Annotated in this window: 20 protein-coding genes; 3 read left to right on the top strand and 17 right to left on the bottom strand. The window is 60.1% G+C overall.

Features of this window, described 5'->3' with window-relative positions; genetic code table 11:
* The first annotated feature begins 99 nt into the window (after positions 1–99).
* On the top strand, positions 100–1,053 hold the full coding sequence (gene ygfZ, locus DFR37_RS00575; RefSeq protein ID WP_113931306.1) for a CAF17-like 4Fe-4S cluster assembly/insertion protein YgfZ: 954 nt from the start codon (positions 100–102) through the stop codon (positions 1,051–1,053).
* Positions 1,054–1,137: 84 nt separating this feature from the next.
* Here ygfZ and DFR37_RS00580 read toward each other — a convergent pair whose 3' ends face one another.
* From DFR37_RS00580 to DFR37_RS00590, 3 genes are all read right to left on the bottom strand, one after another.
* Positions 1,138–2,295, bottom strand: a complete 1,158-nt coding sequence (locus DFR37_RS00580) for an enoyl-CoA hydratase/isomerase family protein (protein WP_113931307.1) — start codon at positions 2,293–2,295, stop codon at positions 1,138–1,140.
* Between the two features lie 97 nt (positions 2,296–2,392).
* Complete coding sequence (locus tag DFR37_RS00585; RefSeq protein ID WP_113931308.1) at positions 2,393–2,794, bottom strand: RnfH family protein; 402 nt, start codon at positions 2,792–2,794, stop codon at positions 2,393–2,395.
* Positions 2,784–3,218, bottom strand: a complete 435-nt coding sequence (locus DFR37_RS00590; RefSeq protein WP_113931309.1) for a type II toxin-antitoxin system RatA family toxin — start codon at positions 3,216–3,218, stop codon at positions 2,784–2,786. Before DFR37_RS00590 ends, DFR37_RS00585 begins: the two co-directional genes overlap by 11 nt.
* Before the next feature lie 57 nt (positions 3,219–3,275).
* Between DFR37_RS00590 and smpB the strand changes: the two genes are divergently transcribed.
* Positions 3,276–3,737 carry an SsrA-binding protein SmpB gene (gene smpB, locus DFR37_RS00595; protein ID WP_113931310.1) on the top strand — a complete coding sequence of 154 codons (462 nt, stop codon included), beginning with the start codon at positions 3,276–3,278 and terminating at the stop codon, positions 3,735–3,737.
* A 93-nt stretch (positions 3,738–3,830) separates the two neighbouring features.
* Here smpB and DFR37_RS23205 read toward each other — a convergent pair whose 3' ends face one another.
* The 3 genes from DFR37_RS23205 to ppsA form a co-directional block, all read right to left on the bottom strand.
* Entirely contained in the window at positions 3,831–4,589 is a 759-nt protein-coding gene (locus tag DFR37_RS23205) for a methylated-DNA--[protein]-cysteine S-methyltransferase (RefSeq protein ID WP_242341683.1), read from the bottom strand.
* 24 nt (positions 4,590–4,613) lie between these two features.
* Positions 4,614–5,918, bottom strand: coding sequence for an NAD(P)/FAD-dependent oxidoreductase (locus DFR37_RS00605; protein WP_113931311.1), 1,305 nt, complete (start codon positions 5,916–5,918; stop codon positions 4,614–4,616).
* Between the two features lie 323 nt (positions 5,919–6,241).
* Positions 6,242–8,611 (bottom strand): phosphoenolpyruvate synthase, encoded by a 2,370-nt coding sequence (ppsA, locus tag DFR37_RS00610; RefSeq protein WP_113931312.1) that lies wholly within the window; start codon positions 8,609–8,611, stop codon positions 6,242–6,244.
* A gap of 225 nt (positions 8,612–8,836) precedes the next feature.
* Between ppsA and ppsR the strand changes: the two genes are divergently transcribed.
* Positions 8,837–9,670: a posphoenolpyruvate synthetase regulatory kinase/phosphorylase PpsR gene (ppsR, locus tag DFR37_RS00615; protein ID WP_113931313.1), complete on the top strand. Its 834-nt coding sequence runs from the start codon at positions 8,837–8,839 to the stop codon at positions 9,668–9,670.
* Here ppsR and DFR37_RS00620 read toward each other — a convergent pair.
* From DFR37_RS00620 to DFR37_RS00670, 11 genes are all read right to left on the bottom strand, one after another.
* On the bottom strand, positions 9,667–10,434 hold the full coding sequence (locus DFR37_RS00620; protein ID WP_113931314.1) for a TrmH family RNA methyltransferase: 768 nt from the start codon (positions 10,432–10,434) through the stop codon (positions 9,667–9,669). The two genes, ppsR and DFR37_RS00620, sit on opposite strands and share 4 nt — an antisense overlap.
* 14 nt (positions 10,435–10,448) lie before the next feature.
* Positions 10,449–11,078 (bottom strand): ribonuclease HII, encoded by a 630-nt coding sequence (gene rnhB, locus DFR37_RS00625; protein WP_113931315.1) that lies wholly within the window; start codon positions 11,076–11,078, stop codon positions 10,449–10,451.
* A complete protein-coding gene (gene lpxB / locus DFR37_RS00630) occupies positions 11,075–12,259 on the bottom strand; it encodes a lipid-A-disaccharide synthase (RefSeq protein ID WP_113931316.1) in 1,185 nt (394 codons plus the stop codon). Before lpxB ends, rnhB begins: the two co-directional genes overlap by 4 nt.
* Positions 12,256–13,050, bottom strand: a complete 795-nt coding sequence (gene lpxA / locus DFR37_RS00635) for an acyl-ACP--UDP-N-acetylglucosamine O-acyltransferase (protein WP_113931317.1) — start codon at positions 13,048–13,050, stop codon at positions 12,256–12,258. The genes lpxB and lpxA overlap by 4 nt, the downstream gene beginning before the upstream one ends.
* The gene (fabZ, locus tag DFR37_RS00640) at positions 13,050–13,502 is read right to left on the bottom strand and encodes a 3-hydroxyacyl-ACP dehydratase FabZ (RefSeq protein WP_113931318.1); all 453 of its coding nucleotides are present in this window, start codon (positions 13,500–13,502) and stop codon (positions 13,050–13,052) included. Before fabZ ends, lpxA begins: the two co-directional genes overlap by 1 nt.
* 42 nt (positions 13,503–13,544) lie before the next feature.
* On the bottom strand, positions 13,545–14,720 hold the full coding sequence (lpxD, locus tag DFR37_RS00645; protein ID WP_113931319.1) for a UDP-3-O-(3-hydroxymyristoyl)glucosamine N-acyltransferase: 1,176 nt from the start codon (positions 14,718–14,720) through the stop codon (positions 13,545–13,547).
* A gap of 6 nt (positions 14,721–14,726) precedes the next feature.
* On the bottom strand, positions 14,727–15,284 hold the full coding sequence (locus DFR37_RS00650) for an OmpH/Skp family outer membrane protein (RefSeq protein ID WP_113931320.1): 558 nt from the start codon (positions 15,282–15,284) through the stop codon (positions 14,727–14,729).
* A gap of 63 nt (positions 15,285–15,347) precedes the next feature.
* On the bottom strand, positions 15,348–17,681 hold the full coding sequence (bamA, locus tag DFR37_RS00655) for an outer membrane protein assembly factor BamA (protein WP_113931321.1): 2,334 nt from the start codon (positions 17,679–17,681) through the stop codon (positions 15,348–15,350).
* A 54-nt stretch (positions 17,682–17,735) separates the two neighbouring features.
* Positions 17,736–19,067: an RIP metalloprotease RseP gene (gene rseP / locus DFR37_RS00660; protein WP_113931322.1), complete on the bottom strand. Its 1,332-nt coding sequence runs from the start codon at positions 19,065–19,067 to the stop codon at positions 17,736–17,738.
* Between the two features lie 149 nt (positions 19,068–19,216).
* Complete coding sequence (gene dxr, locus DFR37_RS00665) at positions 19,217–20,419, bottom strand: 1-deoxy-D-xylulose-5-phosphate reductoisomerase (protein WP_113931323.1); 1,203 nt, start codon at positions 20,417–20,419, stop codon at positions 19,217–19,219.
* A complete protein-coding gene (locus DFR37_RS00670) occupies positions 20,416–21,279 on the bottom strand; it encodes a phosphatidate cytidylyltransferase (RefSeq protein ID WP_113931324.1) in 864 nt (287 codons plus the stop codon). Before DFR37_RS00670 ends, dxr begins: the two co-directional genes overlap by 4 nt.
* Between the last annotated feature and the right edge of the window lie 11 nt (positions 21,280–21,290).

Raw genomic sequence — 21,290 nt, forward strand, 5'->3', positions numbered from 1 at the left:
GCGCCGGCGTCATCGCGAAAGCGTAACAGGAATTATTTCCGGAAAGACCGTATCATAAACGTTACGTTTACTTGTGTCTCCTGAATTTGCCGTATATCCATGACCGACTCTATTGAAAGCCTTATTACCCGCCTGAATGACCTATCCGTCATTGAAATAACAGGGGCCGATGCAGCCAGTTTCCTGCACGGCCAGCTTACCCACGATATAACCGGACTCAAACCCGAGTCTGCCCGGCTGGCCGGGTATTGCACGGCCAAGGGCCGGCTCTTGGGCAGCCTTGTCGTATGGCGGGGCGTTGCAGCCGACACGCTTTATGCGCTGGCAAAAACCGACATCGCCCCGGCGCTGGTCAAACGCCTTTCCATGTTTGTCCTGCGTGCCAAAGTCAGGCTCTCTCTTACCGATATGCCGGTATACGGCGTTGCGCTGCCCCAGGGCCAGGCTGCTCCGGCCCTGGACGGCTTGGCACCTTCCGACCTGCCCGCAACGGCTCCCGCCTACACGACGCTGCATTCGTCCGCAGCCGCATGGATCGCCGCGCCTTCGGCCGATCCTCAAATCAGCCGCTGGTGGCTGGTTCAAACATCGGAAAGCCCCCAAGCCCTTCCGGCCGAGGCGGACGGTTCTTTCTGGCAAGCCGCGGATATCGCCGCCGGCCTGCCCTGGGTGGTCGCCGCAACCCAAGACACGTTTATTCCTCAAACCCTGAATCTCGACCTCATTGACGGCGTAAGCTTCACCAAAGGATGCTACCCAGGGCAGGAAGTCGTAGCGCGCAGCCACTACCGGGGCACAGTCAAGCGCCGCATGGCCTATGGCCTGGCCGCCCCGGCCGAACCTGCGGCCCAACTTGCAGGCGTCGACATCTACAACGCCGCCAAGCCGGACTCGCCATGCGGGCGCGTCGTCAACGCCGCGGCGGCCGGCGGCAGCATTCATCTGCTTCTGGAAATTCAACTGGCCGACCTGGATGCGGCTGACTTCCGGTTGGCAACGGCGGATGGCGCGAAAATCGCTATTCAGGCACTGCCGTACGCAATAGCGGCCTGAACCTCAGGTACCGCAGCTTCGGCGCCATCCTTGAACGCACACTGGTCTTTACCCTAGGCTGGCCAAAGGCCTGGGCCCTGTGGCCTACCCTGCAAAATGCGTTCGTTGCTCCATGTCGGCCAAGGGATGGCCCGCGCCTTGCGGCCAGGAGGGGGTGAAAAAAAGCTCGGCCCAATCGTTGCTGGCGCTTGCCAGCGTACGCGGATTCCAGCGCGGCGACTTGTCTTTGTCTATCAGCAATGCCCGCACGCCCTCTGGAAAGTCGCCCATCGCCATGCATTGCAGCACGGCCGTGTACTCTTGCCGGAAAGCGTCGGCCAGGGACATTCGGCGCACGCGCTTGAGCAGCTCGAACGAAAGCCGCGCCGAGCCCGGCGAGCCTTCGCGGAACGTCATCGCCGCACGCCGTAGCCAGGCATCTTCATGTTCCGTCAGCGACAACAAGTTTTCGCATATTGCGTCAAAATCCGGCCCCGCGCACAAACCCTTGATCAGGGTGTAATGATTCTGCAAGGGACCGGGCAAGACACCGCCGTCCGGATCGGATTCGAATGTACGCAGCGCCCTATCCAGGCGTATGTCGTTCTCGCGGCGTGCGTCGGTCCAAGGCTGCTCGTCAAGAATATGGCGCAACTGCGTCCATTTGGAAGAGTCGATAGAGTAATCGGCAAGACCCAGAAACCGGCAGTCGCCGGCCCCTAATTGGGCGCCGGTCAAGGCCAGGAACATGCCGATGCCGTCGGCAAGGCGGCCCAACATCCAGGTTCCTCCGACATCGGGAAAAATGCCTATGCTGATTTCGGGCATCGCAAAACGCGTGGATTCGGTGACGACCCGATGGCTGGCCCCCATCATCAGGCCCACGCCGCCGCCAAAGACAATGCCCGAACCCCAGCACAGTACCGGCTTGGCGCAGGTATGAATGGCATAATCCAGGCGATATTCGGTTTCGAAAAACTGGCGCGCCAGCGTATTGTCCCAAGGCCTTCCGCCAACATTGGCAAGTACAGAACTGTATAGCTCGCGAATATCGCCGCCGGCACAAAATGCTTTTTCGCCCGAACCCCGAAGGACAATCAACGCAATAGAGCTGTCCGCCTCCCACCGTGCCAGTTGACGGCTTAGCGACCGGCACATCTCCAGCGTCAGCCCGTTCAGGCTGGCCGGCCGATTCAGCGTGGCCACGGCAATATTCTGCCGGCCCGCGGTCGGCCATGTTTCAAATAAAACCGAAGTACTCATCTGGTCCAGTGCCCCCCCCTTTCTTTGCCATGCCCTGCTACTTGAGCCAGGGTCGCGTCAGGCCTTTTTACCTTGTTAGTTCTTCAAGCAGGCGCTATTACCCATTTTCAGAGCTTGCGCCGGCTGCCAAAGCGGCGGCCATTTTTGCCTTGCGCCGCTTGGGCCGGTTGCGTGCCTTGATCATGAACGCCTTGCGATGCTGGGCGCGCCGCCGGCGCGATTCCATCGGGTCGAACACCAAGGGCCGGTAAATTTCGATACGGTCGCCATCGGCCAATATCCGGTCGCTGGAGCAGACTTGACCGTACAGGCCGACAGCCAACGAAGCTTCGGCCGTGCAGGCCGGGAATTCCTGGGCAAAACCGCTGTCAGACAATGCCTGGCCGACAGTCGTCCCCGGTGCCACGGACAAGGTTTTCAGCCAGGCCTCGTCGGCCTGCGCATATACGACCTGAATACTCAAGGGCGCCTCGGTCTTGGCACCGCTGCTAGTCTTCATAGCAAGCCTGCGCGCGCTGCGTGAAAGAATCGATGAAACTGCTGGCGATACGATTGAATACAGGCCCCACCACCATTTCAAGCGCACGGCTGGAAAACGCATATTCCATGGTGTACACCACCTTGCAGGCATCTTCCGCCAGTTCCTGGAATTGCCACTTACCGGTCAGTGCCGAAAAAGGCCCATCCACCAGGTGGAAGGTAATCTGGCTTGGATACTGATGTTCGTTGCGCGTAGTGAAGGTTTGCCGGATGCCCGCAATGCTGATGGTGATCGACGCCTGCATGCCGTGTTCGTCTTGGGATTGAACACTGGCTCCCCCGCACCATGGCATGAATTCAGGGTATTTTTCGACATCGGCCACGAGGTCGAACATTTGCGCGCAGCTATAAGGAACCAGAACGGAGCGTTGGACTGTATGCATTGAATGTCGTTAATGGATAGAATGTATTGATTTTACCTACTATAGCAACATTGATTCATGAGCATTGTCGAAAACCGCAAGGCAACCCACGATTACTTTATCGAAGACCGCTACGAAGCCGGCCTCGTGCTGGAAGGGTGGGAGGTCAAAGCCATACGCGCCGGCCATGTGCAAATCAAGGAAAGCTATGTGATCGTGCGCGACGGCGAAATTTTCATCGTGGGCATGCATATCAGCCCTTTACCCACCGCGTCGACCCATATACATCCTAATAACACGCGTACCCGCAAGCTCTTGCTGAAAGCCGAAGAAATCGGCAAGCTTATCGGCAAGGTCGAACAGCGCGGCTACACCATGGTGCCGCTGAACCTTCACTACAAGAACGGACGGATCAAGTTGGACTTCGGCCTGGGGCGCGGCAAGAAGCTGCACGACAAGCGCGATGCATCGCGCGACCAAGACTGGGCGCGCGAAAAAGAACGCCTGATGAAGCACGACACCCGCCGCAAAGAAGGCTGACACGCCCGGCAACGGAACACCGGCGACAAGCGCAGCAGTGCTGCGCCAATGATATTAAGCGTAACAAATGCTGCCGGCCGCGGGGGCGAAAGCTTAGCCCAGGGCAAAGCCCTCGAGCTGCAAAAGAGCCAGTTTTCGGTCCAGCCCGCCGCTATAACCCGTAAGCGTGCCGCTGCTCGACACCACCCGGTGGCAGGGAATGATGATGGTCAAAGGATTACGGCCTACCGCCGTTCCAACCGCGCGGCCATGCCCACCGGACATCCCGGCTTCGCGAGCAATATCGCCATAGGAAACAAGTTTGCCGTAAGGTGTCTGCAACAGAGCGCGCCAGACCTTTTGCTGAAAAGCTGTTCCTTGCGGCCGCAGCGGAATATCGAACACCTGGCGCTTGCTCTCGAAATACTCGCGCATTTCGGCCTGGGTCTGCTCGAACAGGACCATGGCCGCGGCCGGCGTATCCGCCTGCATGGGCGTCAACAAGGCACTGGCGGCGTCTTCACCAGCCTGCCCTGCCAGCGGCTTGGCTATCTGCCCTGCATCCCACTCCGGGGCTGCCGATGTCTGCCTGGAAGAAACGGGCGAGGCATGAACGGCACTCTCGGCCCCTGGATGTTCAAAAGGGAACAGGTCTGCGCTTTGCTCTTCCGGCCGAACCGCCTTGAACTTGCGTATAGGCTGGCCTTGGTATTCGCCTGCCTTTGGATCGAAACGCGTCGGCCGCATTGGTTCAAAACCCTGGACATCAGGACAATCTTTTTGCCCAACAAAGTACAGGCCGGACAAGCCCAAGCCATCGGACTTGATCAGCAAAAGCCCCAAGGGACTGGGCATACTGGCGTAGTAATCCATAAACGCTAACCTGGCATGACTGATTCAATGCAGTTTAACCCGGGGCGCGCTGCGCTTCAGCAGCAGCCGTCCGATGGCGATATTGGCGGTGCGCACCAGCCCCAGAACAGCCCGGTGATGCATCAAGTGCAGGCTCATGTACATCAGGCGCGCCACAATGCCTTGAACGAACATATTCTTACCCGAGAGCACGCCCATCAGGCTGCCGACACCGCGGTTATGGCCCAGCGAAACCAGCGACCCATAGTCCTTGAAGCGAAACGGAGCGGATGGCGGTTCGGTGCCTGCAATGCGCGCGCTCAGGACGGGGATCAGGAAGTCCGCTTGCTGATGGGCGACCTGTGCACGGGCCGGCAGGAATTTGTTTGTGCCGTTCCAAGGGGCCTGGGCGCAATCGCCAAAGGCGAACACAGCCGGGTCCTCGGTACGCAAGCCGGCATCGACGATGATCTGGTTGATGGGGTTCACCGGCAAGCCGGTCTCTTTCAGCAGCGCCGGCGCCTTGATGCCGGCGGCCCAAACGCACAGGTCGCAAGGATAGTGCCGGCCTTGGACATCGACCACGCCATCCGCCTGTATTGCTGCCACCTTGACCGAAGTGTTTACCGTAACGCCGCGCTGTGACAGTAGCTCGTGAGCGGCGTCCGACACTTTTTCGGGCAGGGCTGCCAGAATGCGCGGAGCGCCCTCCAGCAAGGTGATCTTGACGTCGGCGGCAGGATCCAGATGCGTCAAGCCGTAATAAGCCACGTTCTTGCAGGATTCGACCAGTTCCGCGGCCAGCTCCACACCGGTCGCTCCACCGCCGACAATGGCGATATTCAGGACCCTGGCCGTCCCTAAAGGTTGATCCCTGTCGACAATGACCAGCGCCCGCAGCAACAATTGGCGGAAGCGTTCGGCCTGTTCGGTCGAGTCCAGGGCAACGGCATACTCGGCCGTGCCCGGCGTGTCGAAAAAGTTGGACTTGCTGCCCAGCGCCAGCACCAGCGTATCGTAGCCAATACTGCGCTCGGGGAAAATCTCGCAGCCTTCGAAGGTCACCGGGGCCAACAGCAAGGTGCGCGCTGCGCGGTCCACGGCGCGGACCTCGCCCAGAACAAACGTAAAGCCGCAGTCCTTGGCCAGCATCGGGTACGACAGTCCTTCCCGATGAATATCCAGCGTTCCGGCGGCGACTTCGTGCAATGAAGGCTTCCAGATATGCGAGCCCTCTTTATCCACCAAAAAAATATTGCCGGGGCCGAATTTGCGGCCCAGCTTGGCGGCCAGCTCCAGGCCGCCGGCACCACCGCCGACAATGACGACTTTATGCGCTTCTTGGGTCATAGGATTGGCATCCTTTGCGAAAAACCTGTCGCACACAGTATAAACGTTGGGCGGCCCGGCGATGAAAGGTGCCCCCACGCTTCGCCGCTGCGCGTCTCGCTGCCCCCCGAGGGGGCGCTTTTTGCCTTGGGGCGGCCCGGCGGCAAAAGGGTGCCCCCACGCTTCACCGCTACGCGTCTCGCTGCCCCCCGAGGGGGCGCTTTTTGCCTTGGGGCGGCCCGGCGGCAAAAGGGTGCCCCCACGCTTCACCGCTTACGCAAAGAAAACGGCGCTTTCGGACGAGAGCCGAAAGCGCCGCGTTTACTGCGTACTGCCTGCCCAGCTTAGCTGGTCTTGGCCAGGCGCTGCCATGTATCGACCACAGTGTCCGGGTTCAAGGACATGGACAAAATACCCTGGTCACGCAGCCATTCGGCCAGATCGGGGTGGTCACTGGGGCCCTGTCCGCAAATGCCGACATACTTGCCCGCCGCCAGGCAAGCCTTGATGGCGCGGTTCAGCATGAACTTGACCGCGTCGTCGCGTTCGTCGAAATCGGCGGCCAGCAGTTCCATGCCCGAGTCGCGATCCAGGCCCAGAGTAAGCTGGGTCATATCGTTCGAACCGATCGAGAAGCCGTCGAAATACTGCAGGAACTGCTCGGCCAAAATGGCATTGGACGGCACTTCGCACATCATGATCAAGCGCAGGCCGTTTTCGCCGCGTGCCAGGCCGTGCTTGGCCAACAACGCAACCACCTTGGCCGCTTGCGGCAAGGTACGCACGAACGGAATCATGATTTCGATGTTGGTCAGGCCCATTTCGTCGCGCGCTTTCTTCAGGGCTTCGCATTCCATGCGGAAGCACTCTTCGAACTCGCTGGAAATATAGCGCGACGCGCCGCGAAAGCCCAGCATGGGGTTTTCTTCTTCGGGTTCGTAGCGGGAACCGCCAACCAGCTTGCGATACTCGTTCGATTTGAAGTCGGACATACGAACGATGACGGGCTTGGGATAGAAAGCCGCGGCAATCGTCGCCACGCCTTCGGCCAGTTTTTCGACGAAGAAAGCACGCGGGCTGGCATAGCCGCGCGCGGCCGACTCGACCGCCTTTTTAAGCTCGCTGTCGACGTTGGGATAGTCCAGCACGGCTTTCGGGTGCACATTGATGTTGTTGTTGATGATGAACTCAAGGCGCGCCAAGCCGACACCGGCGTTGGGAATCTGCGAAAAGTCGAAAGCCAGTTGCGGATTGCCGACGTTCATCATGATTTTCAAGCCGATCTCGGGCATTTCGCCCCAGTGCACTTCTTCGATCTCGGTTTCGATGAGGCCGTCGTAAATGCGACCTTCGTCGCCTTCGGCGCAAGAAACAGTAACTTCGCGCCCGGCCGCCAGCACGTCGGTGGCATTGGCGCAACCGACCACAGCCGGAATGCCCAGTTCACGCGCAATAATGGCCGCATGGCAAGTACGCCCGCCACGGTTGGTGACAATGGCCGAGGCTAATTTCATGACCGGCTCCCAGTTGGGGTCGGTCATGTCGGTTACAAGAATGTCGCCTGCCTTGACTTGATCCATTTCGGAAATATCGGCCACGACACGCACTTTGCCGGAGCCGATTTTTTGCCCGATGGCGCGGCCCGTAACCAGGACTTCGCCGGTGGCTTTAAGACGATAGCGCTCTTGCACGTCGCTTTGCGCGATTTGCGACTTAACCGTTTCGGGGCGGGCCTGCAAAATATAGATTTTGCCGTCGATACCGTCGCGGCCCCATTCGATATCCATGGGACGCTTGTAATGCTTTTCGATGATGACGGCATAGCGCGCCAGCTCGATGACCTCTTCGTCGCTGAGCGAATAGCGGTTGCGCTCGGAAACCGGCACATCCACGGTACGCACCGCTACCCCAGCCGTACGGGCCGGATCGAATTCCATTTTAAGGAGCTTGGAGCCGATGCGGCGGCTGATAATCGGATAGTGGCCCGATTCGAGCGTGGGCTTGAATACATAGAACTCGTCGGGGTTGACGGCGCCCTGCACCACGGTTTCGCCCAGTCCGTACGAAGACGTGATGAACACGACGTTGTCGAAGCCCGATTCAGTATCCAGAGTGAACATGACGCCGGCGCTGCCCTTGTCGGAACGCACCATGCGCTGGATGCCGGCCGAAAGCGCGACATCGGCGTGGGCATAGCCTTTGTGCACGCGATATGAGATGGCGCGGTCGTTGTACAACGAGGCGAAAACATGGCGCACTTTATCCAGCACATCGTCGATGCCGACGACGTTCAGGAAGGTTTCCTGCTGGCCCGCAAACGAAGCATCGGGCAGGTCTTCGGCGGTAGCCGAAGAGCGCACGGCAAACGAGCCCTTGCCGTCGGCGTCAAGCTGCGCAAACGCCGAACGGATGCCGGCGTCAAGCTCGGCCGGAAACGGCGTTTCGACTATCCACTGGCGGATTTCGGCACCGGCCACGGCAAGCTCGCGCACGTCGTCCGGGTCGAGTCTGGTCAGGCGCTCGGCAATACGCTGGTCGAGCCCCGTTGCCCCAAGAAAATTGCGAAACGCATCGGCTGTGGTCGCAAACCCGCCTGGAACCCGTACTCCGGCTCCGGCCAGTTGGCTGATCATCTCACCGAGCGATGCATTTTTCCCTCCTACCGAGTCAACGTCCGTCATGCGGAGCTGCTCGAAAGATACAACATAAGACATAAAGTCACCTTTAACACTATAGAAGAAAGCTTGTTTGCTTATCGCATAGCCACTTGCAAGTACCGCACAGGCCCGCTGGCCTGCCTGCTTGCGTGTCCGCCTGCCTGCCGAACAACCCGCATTTGCCCTACAATCTACGCACTAACCAAACCAGCCTCAACGGCTAACGGCCAAGGTGAATTTGCAATTGTACCGTTTCCCGTCCCTTCTGCGCGAATACTGCCCATGACAACCCCCTTGATCGAACGCACCGTTTTCATTGTTTCAGACAGCACCGGCATCACTGCCGAAACCTTCAGCCACTCTGTCTTGTCCCAGTTCGACAAAGCCAAGTTCAAACCCATACGCATTCCCTACATCGACAGCGCCGCCAAAGCCGACGAAGTCGCCGCCCGCATCACCCGCTGCGCCCTCGAAGAAAAGCACGCGCCGCTGGTTTTCAGCACCTTGGTCAATCCCGAGATCTCGCACAGAATCCGCAACGCCAACTGCACTTTCCTGGACTTGTTCGGCACTTTCCTGCAACCCATTGAAGAAGCGCTGGGCATGAAGTCCAACCACTCCATCGGGCGCTCGCATTCGGTCGGCCTCAGCAAGCAATACAACAACCGGATCGAAGCCATCAACTTCAGCCTGGCCCATGACGACGGCCAGTTCATTCACGGCCTGCAACAGGCGGACGTCATTCTGGTTGGGGTCTCGCGCTGCGGAAAAACTCCAACCAGCCTGTACCTGGCAATGCAGTACGCCATCAAGGCCGCCAACTTCCCGTTGATACCCGAAGACTTCGAACGCGGCACCCTGCCTGCCACCCTGACCCCATACCGCAGTAAATTGTTCGGCTTGTCCATTCAACCGCTGCGCCTGTCGGAAGTTCGCAATGAACGCCGTCCAAACAGCGAGTACTCCTCCTTGAAACAATGCCGCTACGAAGTGGCCGAAGCCGAACGCCTGATGCGGATGGAAAACATCCCGTGCCTCTCGACCACCACTCGCTCCATCGAAGAAATTTCCACCAAAGTGCTGGAAGAAGTGGGACTCAACCGCCAGGCGTACTAGATGCAGCGGCGGCGCTGTTCAAACAGGCAAATTGCGGCGGCCACGGCGGCGTTCAAGGACTCTACCCCCTGTTCTTGCGGAATGAACACACGCATATCCGCCAAGTCCAACAGGGAAGGTTCCACGCCCTGTCCCTCGTTGCCGATCAGCCAGGCGCAGCGTTGCGGCAAAACGGCATCGTATAGCGGCTCCCCGCCTTGCAAGGCGGTAGCCAGCAGCGGAACATCCAGGCGCTGGCGCAACTGCGCCAAGTCCAGGTGCTCGTATACCGCCATGGCAAAATGCGCGCCCTGCGCGCTGCGCAAGACCTTGGGCGCCCAGGCCGAAGCGCAGCCCGTCGAGAGATAGGCGTGCGCAATTCCGGCCGCTGCGGCGGTGCGCAACAAAGTACCCAAGTTGCCTGGGTCCTGGACCCTATCCAGCCACAGGCAATTTTCGGCAATTCGCGCCGGCGGCGAAAGCTCGGGCACCCCAACCAAAAAATAGACGCCCTGCCCATGGCCTACCTGGGACAACCCGCGCACCAAAGCGGGTTCGCAAGAAATGCAGGACGATTCAGGCAAGGCCCGGGCCAACTCGGCAAGTTCGCCGCCCGACGCCAGCTTGCTGGAATCGAACAACGCCGCTTGGGGCAAACCCTTGTGCCGCAGCCATTCCTGGCACAGGTGCACGCCCTCGAGCACGGCTTCGCCGGCGCGCTTGCCGTCAATAAGGCGGTGCAGGCGCTTATAAAAGGGATTGTCGCGCGAACTGATGTGCTTCATGGCCGGTCTTGGTCTTAGTCTTGCACGATCAGCAAGCGCCTTACCGGGGCGAAACTGCGCCTGTGCGCGGGGCATGGCCCATGCTGCAATAAACGCGCCAAGTGCAAGGCCGTACCATAGCCCTTGTGCTGATCGAACGCGTATTCCGGATATTGGCCATGCAGGGCCACGCAATCGGCATCACGGGCCGTCTTGGCCAAAATGGAGGCTGCGGAAATGGCCTGAACCGTGGAGTCGCCCTTGACGACGGCCTCGGCGACGCAGGCCAGCCCCTTGGGAATGCAATTGCCGTCGATCTGCGCCCTTGCCGGCACGATGGAAAGGCCTTCGCATGCTCGCCGCATGGCCAGCATGGTCGCCTGCAAAATATTCAGTCTGTCGATTTCGTCGACGCTGGCGTAGGCAATGCACCAGGCCAGCGCGCGTCCGCGAATTTCGTCCGCAAGTTGCTCGCGCCGCAGCGGGCTTAAAACTTTGGAATCGGCCAGGCCGTCGATAGGCCGCGCCGGGTCAAGAATGACCGCGGCGGCAAACACGGGCCCCGCCAAGGGGCCCCGGCCCGCTTCGTCAATGCCCGCCAGCATTTCATCGCAGGCTGCCGGCACCGCAAACAAGTCGGCTTGCGCCGTGCCCGCTTGTTTCATCTTGCCGCTCCTTGGCGGGCCTGGCTGATTATGACTTGCGCGGCCAGGGCTGGCGTATCGCGCCATAGTGTCTCGTGAAGCTGCGTAAAACGCTTGGTAATACCGGCGGTATGCTCGGCGTCCGTCAGGGCCTTCCAGCTGGCCTGTGCCAGTTTCTCGGGTGTCGCATCGTCCTGCAGCAATTCGGGTACGGCAAAGTCGTTCAGCAGCACATTGGGCAGCCCCACCCAAGGTACCAAGGGGCCTTTCTGTCCCGATTTCCAGGCCATCAGGCGGCGCATGGCTGGCGACAGCACATACGAAATAACCATGGGCCGCTTGAACAGTGCCGCTTCCAGCGTGGCCGTGCCGCTGGCTACCAGGACCGCATCGGCCGCTTCCAGCGCGTCCCAGGAAGCCGGCCGGTGCGCCAGCGAAGACTGCTCCAGCATACGCAGGTTGGCCACCGGATACTGACGCACCCAGGCCTGGAACTCATCACGGCGTTGCGCATTGACCATGGGCACCAAGACTTGCAGCGCCGGATCCTGGACCTGCAAACGCTGAACCGCCTGTAAAAAACGCGGCGCCAGCAGCTTGATTTCCGAGGCCCTGCTGCCAGGCATCAACGCCAATATTCGGGCTCCGGGATCCAGCCCGAGTCGGGCGCGCACACCGGCGCGATCAGGCTGCATGGGGATTATCTCGGCCAGTGGATGGCCCACATATGTAACCGGCACGCCTTCTTTCTCGTAGATGGCAACCTCGAACGGAAACAACACCAGCATATGCGATACCGCGGCGCGTATCTTGTGTATGCGCTCATAGCGCCATGCCCAGATCGACGGCCCCACAAAATGCACCGTGGGCACGCCTGCCTGGCGCAATTGCAATTCCAGCCGCAGGTTGAAGTCGGGTGCGTCCACACCGACAAAAACATCGGGCGCATGGCGCATCCAGCGCCGTTTCACATCCAGATAAGTATGCATGAGGCGCGGCAAGCTTTTAAGCGCATCGACATAGCCGAATACGCTCAAGGCGCTCATGGGATGCCACATCTCGAAGCCCTGCTCAAGCATGGCCGGCCCGCCTATTCCCTGGCAGCGTCCCGGCTCGGCGCCGGCGGCAATGCCGCGCATGACTCGCGCAGCCAGCAGATCGCCCGAAGGCTCGCCGGCCACCATGCCGATATTCAGGCTCATGGCCGGGAAATGCCCCGGGTCGAAGCCGAGAGAAAGTCGATGAACACCTGCAAGGCGTCGCGCGCCGCCGGCTTGCTGCCTTGCATCTGCAGCATCTGCTCGCATGCCTGTTCGACCGTCAACTTGCGCCTGTAGACAAGTTTATAGGCCTCTTTGACGGCGGCTATGACGTCGGCGTCATAGCCGCGCCGGCTCAGGCCTTCGGAATTGATGCCGACAGGCCGGAAAGGGTCGCCGGCGCCAATGACATAAGGGGGTATATCCTGGCGGATAGAACTGGTACCGCCGATCATGGTGTGGGCGCCTATGCGCACAAACTGATGCACGGCGGTAGAACCGCCGATAATGGCATAGTCGTCGATGTGAATGTGGCCGGCCAGCTGCACATTGTTGGCGATCACCGTGTGGCTGGCCACCTGGCAGTCGTGGGCAATATGCACATAAGCCATGATCCAGTTGTCGTCGCGAATGCGGGTAACACCGACATCCTGCGCCGTACCGGTATTGATGGTGACGTATTCGCGCACCATATTGCCGTCGCCGATTTCAAGACGCGTGGGTTCGCCACCGTATTTTTTGTCCTGAGGCATGCCGCCAATCGAACAAAACCGGTAAAAGGTGTTTTTGCGCCCAATGCTGGTATGGCCGTCGATAACGCAGTGCGGGCCGACCACCGTGCCCTCGTCTATCGTCACATTTTCGCCAATGATGCTGTAGGGGCCGACCGACACGTCGGGAGCCAGCCTGGCTCCGGGCGCAACAATGGCCGTGGCGTGAATCAAGCTGGACATTACTCTTCCATTGTACGAATCGCGCACATAAGCTTGGCATGTGCGACCTCTTTGCCGTCGACCAAAGCCGAGCCGCTGTACTTGCAAATGCTGCGGCTGATACGTTCGGCGGTGACTTCCAGGCGCAACTGGTCGCCTGGCACCACGGGGCGCCTAAACCTCGCGTCATCGACGCCCACCAGATAATACGCAATCTTCTTGTCGGCCGGATTGACTTCCGGGTTGCCTTCAAAAGAAAACAAAGCGGCCGCCTGGGCCATGGCCTCGATGATCAATACGCCCGGCATGACCGGATGATGCGGAAAATGGCCTTCGAAAAACGGTTCGTTGATAGACACGTTCTTGATGGCGACTATGCTTTTGCCCGGCACCATTTCAAGGACTCGATCGATCAGCAGCATCGGATAGCGATGCGGTAGCCGAGCCATTATTTCTTTAATATCGAGTTCCATTTTTTACCCTACTGGCACGCCTTGCGTGCAATTATTGTGAAGTCAGTCTTCAGAGCGCTCGAGTGCGCGAAGCCGGCGGCGCAATTGGGACAATTGCGACACGACTGCCGCGTTGCGCTGCCATTGTGTATGTTCTGCATAAGGGTACACCCCGGTATAGCGGCCCGGTGCGCCCACATTGGACGTTATAGCCGTTCCGCCCGACACGTGCACGTCGTCGCCAAGGACCAGATGCCCTGAAATCATGGCGGCGCCGGCAATTGTGCAGCGCTGGCCGATGACAGTCGAGCCCGCCACGCCGACGCACGCAGCTATGGCGGTGTGGTCGCCGATTTTGACGTTGTGTGCCAACATAATCTGGTTGTCCAGCTTGACGCCGTTGCCGACGAGCGTGTCTTCGAGCGCGCCGCGGTCCACTGTGGTATTGGCCCCGATTTCGACGTCGTCGCCGACTGCAACGCCGCCCAATTGCGAAATTTTAGCCCAGGCCCCAGTGCTTTGGCGGGGATCGGGCGCGAACCCGAAACCGTCGGCGCCCAACACCACGCCGCTGTGCAAGATGGCACGGTCGCCCACTTTGACACCGTGATACAGCGTTACACGCGCATGCAACAAGCAGTCGCGCCCCAGCACCGAACCGGCGCCGACTATGCACGCCGGCCCCAGCCGCGAACCCGCGCCGATACGCGCGCCCGACTCGATCACACAATGCGGGCCCACACTGACCCCTTCGGCCAACTCGGCATCGTCTGCGACCACCGCCGTGTGATGTATGCCTGTTGCCAGGCTGTCGAGCCTGTGCCGATCGAACCACTGCGCCAACAAGGCGTACATCAGGTAAGGCCGGCTGCACAACACCACGTGAAAGGACAAGGGCGCAGCCTTCGCGGTAGAGGTGGCCGCCGTGGGCTGGATAGTCTCTGTAGATGGGGCAGCATCCCTGCGCAGGGGCGTGGCCTCTTCGAACAGGGACTGATAAGCCTGCGGAGTAAGAATGACCGCGGCCGCCTTGCAGTCGGCCAGTTGATCGCTTAGCTTTGGATTGGACAGAAAGCTGATTTCGCTTGGTCCGGCATAAAGCAAAGAGCCCAAGCCCCGTATTCTGGGCTCGGGCATGTTGGGCGCCTGGATGATCTGGCTGTCCAGGCCCGCGGTGTTTGCATCCCGCAACAACTCATGCAAGGTTGGCGCTTGCTCGGGCGCTAGCAACACCGGCATAAGTACTTAACCACCCAGAGCTTTCATCACTTGGTCGGTGATATCGACCTTGGGGCTTACCGTAACCGCGTCCTGAATGATCAGGTCGTAACCTTGCTGCTCGGCGATCTTCTTGATGGCGGCGTCCGCCTTCTCGACGATGCTGGAAAATTCTTCGTTGCGGCGGCGGTTGAAGTCCTCTTGGAATTCGCGGCGCTTGCGCTGCAGGTCGGAGTCAAGGTCGGCCAACTGGCGCTGGCGCTTCACGCGTTCGGACTCGGACAGCACAGGAGCGTCTTTGTCGAACTTCTGGGCCTGGTTGCGCAAGGTGTTGGCCAGGCTTTGCAGCTCGTCGTCCCGGCGCTTGAACTCGCCTTCAATCTTGGATTGGGCGGCCTTGGCCGGCTTGGAGTCCCGCAAAATGCGCTCTGTGCTGACAAAGCCGATTTTGGTGGCTTGCGCCTGAACCGCCGGAGCGGCGACCACCGACATCGCGCCCACTGCAGCAGCAAGCACCAAGGCGCGGTTGCCCCTGGCGATACTGCTTTGTATGCTGGAAAGTTTTAATGCGAATTGAGACTTCATGAAAAATCTACCTTGCGAAAATGCATAGATAAAAAAAGATATTGTGCCACTAAATGCTTAACATCAAAAACCGGTCCCGATCTGGAACTGGAACGCTTGCTTGTCGTCGCCCTCTTTCGCATTGAGCGCACGACCGAAGGAAAGTTCCAGAGGGCCCATGGGCGACTGCCAGGAAAGGCCAATACCAGCCGAGTAGCGCCAGCCGCAAGGATCGGTGACTGCCCCTTTGTAATTCATGCAAGTCAGGCCATTGCCGGCCGCAACCTGCCCGGCGTCGGCAAACACAAACCAGCGCAAGGTGCGGTCGCGTGTGGCGCCCGGGAACGGCAGGTACAGCTGTACGTTGCCCACGATGCGGCGTGCACCGCCCAGGTAGTCGCCGGTCCTGTCATCGCGCGGACCCAGCGAGGCACCTTCGTAGCCGCGAACCGAACCGATGCCGCCGGCATACATGTTCTTGATGATGGGGTATGGCTTGCTGCCGTAGGAACGGGCCCAGTCGACCGTGCCATTGAGCGCCAAGGTGAAGCTGCGGCCCAGCGGCAGAAAGTACTGCTGCTGCGCGCTAAGCTTGTAGTAGCGCAGATCCATGGTGGAGATATCGCCTGAAACGCGGGTGTAGCTGCCTTTGGTCGGCGCCAGGGCGCTGTCGCGCGTGTCTTTGGACCAGCCCACGTTGAACACGACCGAATTGGTCGTACGTCCGTACTGGTCGACAAAGTCCTGATATGCCTGCGGCGGGTTGTACAGGTCGATGGTGTTGTGTTCGTAGCTGATGCCAGTAAAGATGCGGTCGTACTCGGAGATCGGCACGCCGAAGTTGACGCCGCCGCCCAGCGCGGTAACACGGTAGTCGCCCTGGTCGCTGCTGCTGGTCTGGTAAGGCGTGGTGCGGCGGTAGTACAGCGAAGTGGTCTTGCTGATGCCGTCTTTGGTCCAGTATGGGTCTGTGTGCGCCAGCACCGCGGCCCGGTTGGTTTTACTGGTGTTGACCTGCAGGGACAGGCTGTTGCCGCTGCCGAAAATATTGTCCTGGCTGATGCCGGCCGACAAAATGACCTTGTCGGTGGAACCATAGCCGACGCCCAGGTTGATCAGGCCGGTGGGCTTTTCTTTGACGTCGACGTTGACGTCAATCTGGTCGGCCGAACCGGGTACCGGCGCGGTGGTGACGTTGACCTCGTTGAAGTAGCCCAGGCGGTCGATGCGGTCGCGCGAGGTCTTGATGCTGGTGGAGTCATACCAGGAAGATTCGTTCTGGCGCATCTCGCGGCGCACGACTTCGTCGCGCGTGCGTGTATTGCCGCCGATCTGGATGCGGCGCACATAAACGCGGCGGCCCGGGTCTACGTAAAACGTAAGGTCGGCCTCGTGCTGTTCGCGGTCGAGCACAGGGTTGGGATTGACGTTGGCAAAGGCGTAGCCCAAGCTTCCCAGATAGTCGGTAATGGCCTTGACCGTGGCATTGCTTTTGGCCGCCGAGAAGGTTTCGCCCTCTTTGACCTCGATAAGTTTCTGGATTTTGTCGTCCAGCCCAAGCAGGTCGCCCGCCAGCTTGACGCTGCGCACCTTGTAGGGTTCGCCCTCGTGCAAGGTAAGGGTAAGGAATATGCCGGTGCGGTCGGGCGAAATCGATACCTGTGGCGGCTCGGACGAAAACTCGAGGTAGCCGCGGTCCAGGTAGAACGAACGGATGCGCTCGAGGTCGCCCTCGAGCTTTTCACGCGAATACTTGTCGGTGCCGGTATACCAGGTCATCATGCCTGATGTCGTCAACTCAAGCTGGTCTTCGAGCGTGCTTTGCGAGAAAGCCTTGTTGCCGACAAAGTTGATTTGCTTGATCTCGGCCCGGTCGCCTTCGAAGATGTCGAAGCTGACGCCCACGCGGTTGCGCGGCAGTGGCGTGATAATGGGGTTGATCTCGACGCCGTATTTACCTTTGGACAAGTACTGCTGCTTGAGCTCGAATTGCGCCTGCTCGAGCATGGCCTGGTCGAACACCCGCCCGGGGCCGAAACCGACAGTATTCAGCGACTTGTTGAGTGCGGCTGCATCGAATTCGCGCATGCCGTTGAACGATACCGAGGCGATGGTAGGCCGCTCTTTGACTGTTACGACCAGCACATCGTTGGTGGTGTCGATCTTGACGTCGCTAAAGAACCCGGTTGCGTACAGGCGCTGGATGGCTTCGGCTGCTTGTGCGTCAGTGAATTTCTCGCCGACTTTTACCGGCAAGTAACTGAATACCGTGCCAGCGTCCACGCGTTGTATGCCGTCGACGCGGATATCGCGCACTACAAAAGGGGAAAATGCACTGGCAATGCCAGGTGCAAGCAGCGCAGCCAGAATTATGGGCATGGCACGCTTGATAAAAGGTAGTTTCCGGCGCAACGACATCCTAGAGGATCCTTAGTCGATCAAATTGGTGAAGGATTGTATGACAGAACGCCCCTAACTGAAAAGGCGCGTGAAATCATTGAAAAACGCAAGCCCCATAAGCGCAGCCAGCAAACCCAGGCCCACTCGTTGGCCTGTTTCGAGCCATTGCTCTGGAACAGGCTTGCCACGCACTATTTCCAGGATGTAGTACATGAGATGGCCACCGTCGAGCATAGGAATCGGCAATAAATTCAAGACTCCGATACTAACACTGATCAGGGCCAAAAAGCCTATATACGCCGCAAGTCCTATGCGTGCAGTCTGCCCGGCGTAGTCGGCGATAGTCACCGGCCCGCTGATATTGCGCACCGAAACCGACCCGGTCACCATGCGACCCATCATTTTTAAGGAAAACCACGCCGTCTCGAACGTGCGGGACACCCCGCGCCCCAGGCTCTGGAGCAGGCCGTAGCGCACCTCGACCATCGGAAAGTCGGCGCCCAGCATGACGCCTATGCGCCCCACCCGGCCCGCCGCCGAGTTCTCCGGCGTAGGCGTTACATTCAGTGTCAGGCGCGTGTCGCCGCGCAGCACCGTCAAAGCCAGGGTTTGGCCGGCGTGGGACTGGATTTCCTTGACCAGCGCCGCCGCATCCGGATTATTCTGTCCGCCTGCCGCGATGATGATGTCCTCCGCCTGCAGGCCGGCCTGGGCACCTGCGCCTCCGGGCGTAACCTGGGTAACCTGCGGCCTGGGCTTGGCCAGTGCCAGCCCGGCGCGCGCCATGGGGTCGGTTCCTTCGGGCTCTAGTGTTGCCGCTTGCAAAACCAGCGTATGTTCGCGGCTTGCCCCGTGCGGGCCTTCGGTTGCAACAGACACCGTGCCGCCGGAGGTCAGTGCATCCAGCAGCCCCCAGCGCGCTTCGCTCCATGAGCGCACGGCGGCTCCGTCGATGGCCGTGATGCGTTCGCCCTGCTCGAAACCGGCCTGTGCCGCCGCGGTATTGGCGGCAGGCGCCGCGATGATCGCCGCTGGCTCTTGTGTGCCGGCAATATTGATCAAGGCATATAACAGAGCCGCCAGCACAAAATTGGCAATGGGCCCCGCGGCCACGATGAAAAACCGCTTGCTCACGGACTGGCTGTTGAACGCCCTGGCGGCCTCTTGCACGGTAGCGTCCGGCGCGGGGTCGTCGAGCATTTTCACGTAGCCGCCCAAGGGAATAGCGGACAAGGCCCATTCGGTCCCCTGCCGGTCTACACGCTTGAACAGCACTTTGCCGAAGCCGACGGAAAAACGCAAAACCGTCACGCCGCAACGCCGCGCAGCCCAATAATGACCCAACTCATGAAACGTAATAAGCAGCCCGAGAGCCACCGCGAAGGCTAGCAAAGTGAAAAGCATGAAACTCCCGATCACTGTAACAGTGCATAGCCGTTACAGGCGCTGCAAGACGTCGCCGCACGCACTGCCCAAAGCCAGCGCTGCGCAAAGAAATTATTGTACTAGCACCGCTGGTCCGGCGCAGAAGACCAGCCCTATATCATCCGGCCTCAGGCCATTTCCAGACAAAACTCGGCAGCCACCCGACGCGTTTGCGCATCCAGCGCCAATACATCTTCCAGCGAGGCCAGGCTGGGGGTCGCACAACCGGTAATCCGGCCCAGGCTGCTTTCAATGACGCCGGCTATTTGGGTAAAGCGGATTTTGCTGTCAAGAAAACTGGCTACAGCAATTTCATTGGCCGCATTCAGAGCAATGCAGGCCGCTTGACCGGCTCCCAGCGCCTCGAAGGAAAGGCGCAAACAGGGAAACCGCTGCAAGTCGGGCTCTTCGAAATCAAGCCGGCCCAGCGCTGTAAGGCCCAGCAGCCCCACGCCGCTGTCGATGCGGTCGGGAAAGCCCAGGCCGTACGCAATAGGCGTACGCATATCGGGCTGGCCCAGCTGCGCCAGGATGGACCCGTCTTCGTATTCGACCATGGAATGAACCATGCTTTGGGGATGTATGACCACCTGTATTCTTTGCACCGGCATGGCAAACAGCCAGTGGGCTTCGATAACTTCCAGGCCTTTGTTCAGCATGGTGGCCGAATCAACCGATATTTTGCGGCCCATGCGCCAATTGGGGTGGGCGCATGCCTGATCGGGGGTAACCTGGGACAATAGGTCTAGCGCCATTGTTCGAAACGGGCCGCCGGAGGCTGTCAGCAACAGCCGGCGCACGCCCTTGGCGGGCTCGGAAGGAGCCCCCGCCTGGCCGGACTGAGGCAAGCATTGAAAAATAGCGTTGTGTTCGCTGTCTATGGGCAGCAATTCGGCACCGTGTTCGCGCACAGTCTGCATGAACAGCCCGCCCGCGGCCACCAGGGCTTCTTTGTTGGCCAGCAGTATGCGCTTGCCAGCGCGCGCCGCGGCCAATGCCGCCGGCAATCCCGCCGCGCCCACAATAGCCGCCATGACGGTGGTTGCGCCGTCATCGGCGGCGGTTTGCTCCAGTGCCTGCGCGCCCACCCGGATTTCGGGCGGCTTGCGGCCCGCGGGCCAGAGTTGCTCGAAGCGTTTACGCGCCGCCGCATCGGGCACGACAACGACTTGCGCACGGGTGTCCCATGCCTGGGCGACCAGCCTTTCTATGCGGCTGTAGGCGCTTAGTGCATACACCGACATGCGCTCGGGATGGCGGGCAATGACGTCCAGCGTGTTCTCGCCGATGGAGCCGGTGGAACCTAGAACGCAAACACGCTGCTGTTTCATGACATGGATACTCCGGATAGCAGCAAGGCAATGGGCGCAACCGGCAATAATGCGTCGATGCGGTCGAATACGCCGCCGTGCCCGGGCAGCAACTGGCTGGAGTCCTTGACGCCGGCGCGCCGCTTGAGCAGCGACTCGAACAAGTCGCCGACGATTGAAAGCGCTGCCAGCAACACGGCAATGATCGCCACGCCCCACCAGGGCCAGCGCGCAGCCAGGACATCGCCGAAACTTCCCGGCCACCAGCGGCTGACGAATACCCATAAGGTAGCCGCGGCGATGCCGCCCACGGCCCCTTCCCAGGTCTTGCCCGGACTGACTCGCGGCGCAAGCTTATGCCTGCCGAACGCTTTGCCGGAGAAATAGGCGGCAATGTCGGCACACCAGATCAACGCCATGAGCGACACCAGAAACCAAGCGCCCAAGGCCAGGTATAGCTGAACCAGCGCGGTCCATGCGGCGACCACTGCCGCTATGGCAAACAGGCTCAGGCAAATACTTCCGGCGCGGCCCTGCGCATTGCCGCGCACGACCAAAACGGTTGCACCGACCACCCACGCAATACCCACTGCGGGCACCAGCCAGCCGCCCAGCGCCGCCGACAACGCCAGCACTTGCAGCGAAGGCTCGTCGCCCAGCCATTGAAAAGACAAGGCCATGGCAAACACAAAAAAAAGCAAGCCGAGCGCAGCAGGGACGGCGGATGGTTTATTCGGCCACGTAAGGCGCAGCCACTCCCATAGCGCGCATGCGGCTGCCAGACCCAGCAAGACTACCAGCGGCCAGGGCGAAGCGGCCAGCAAGGCGCCCGCCAGCACCGCAAGCAGGACTACTGCCGTAATCACGCGCTGAACCAGCATAAGGGAACTCC

Origin of the sequence: Eoetvoesiella caeni (assembly GCF_003315175.1) — a bacterium.
GTDB classification, from domain to species: Bacteria; Pseudomonadota; Gammaproteobacteria; order Burkholderiales; family Burkholderiaceae_B; genus Eoetvoesia; species Eoetvoesia caeni.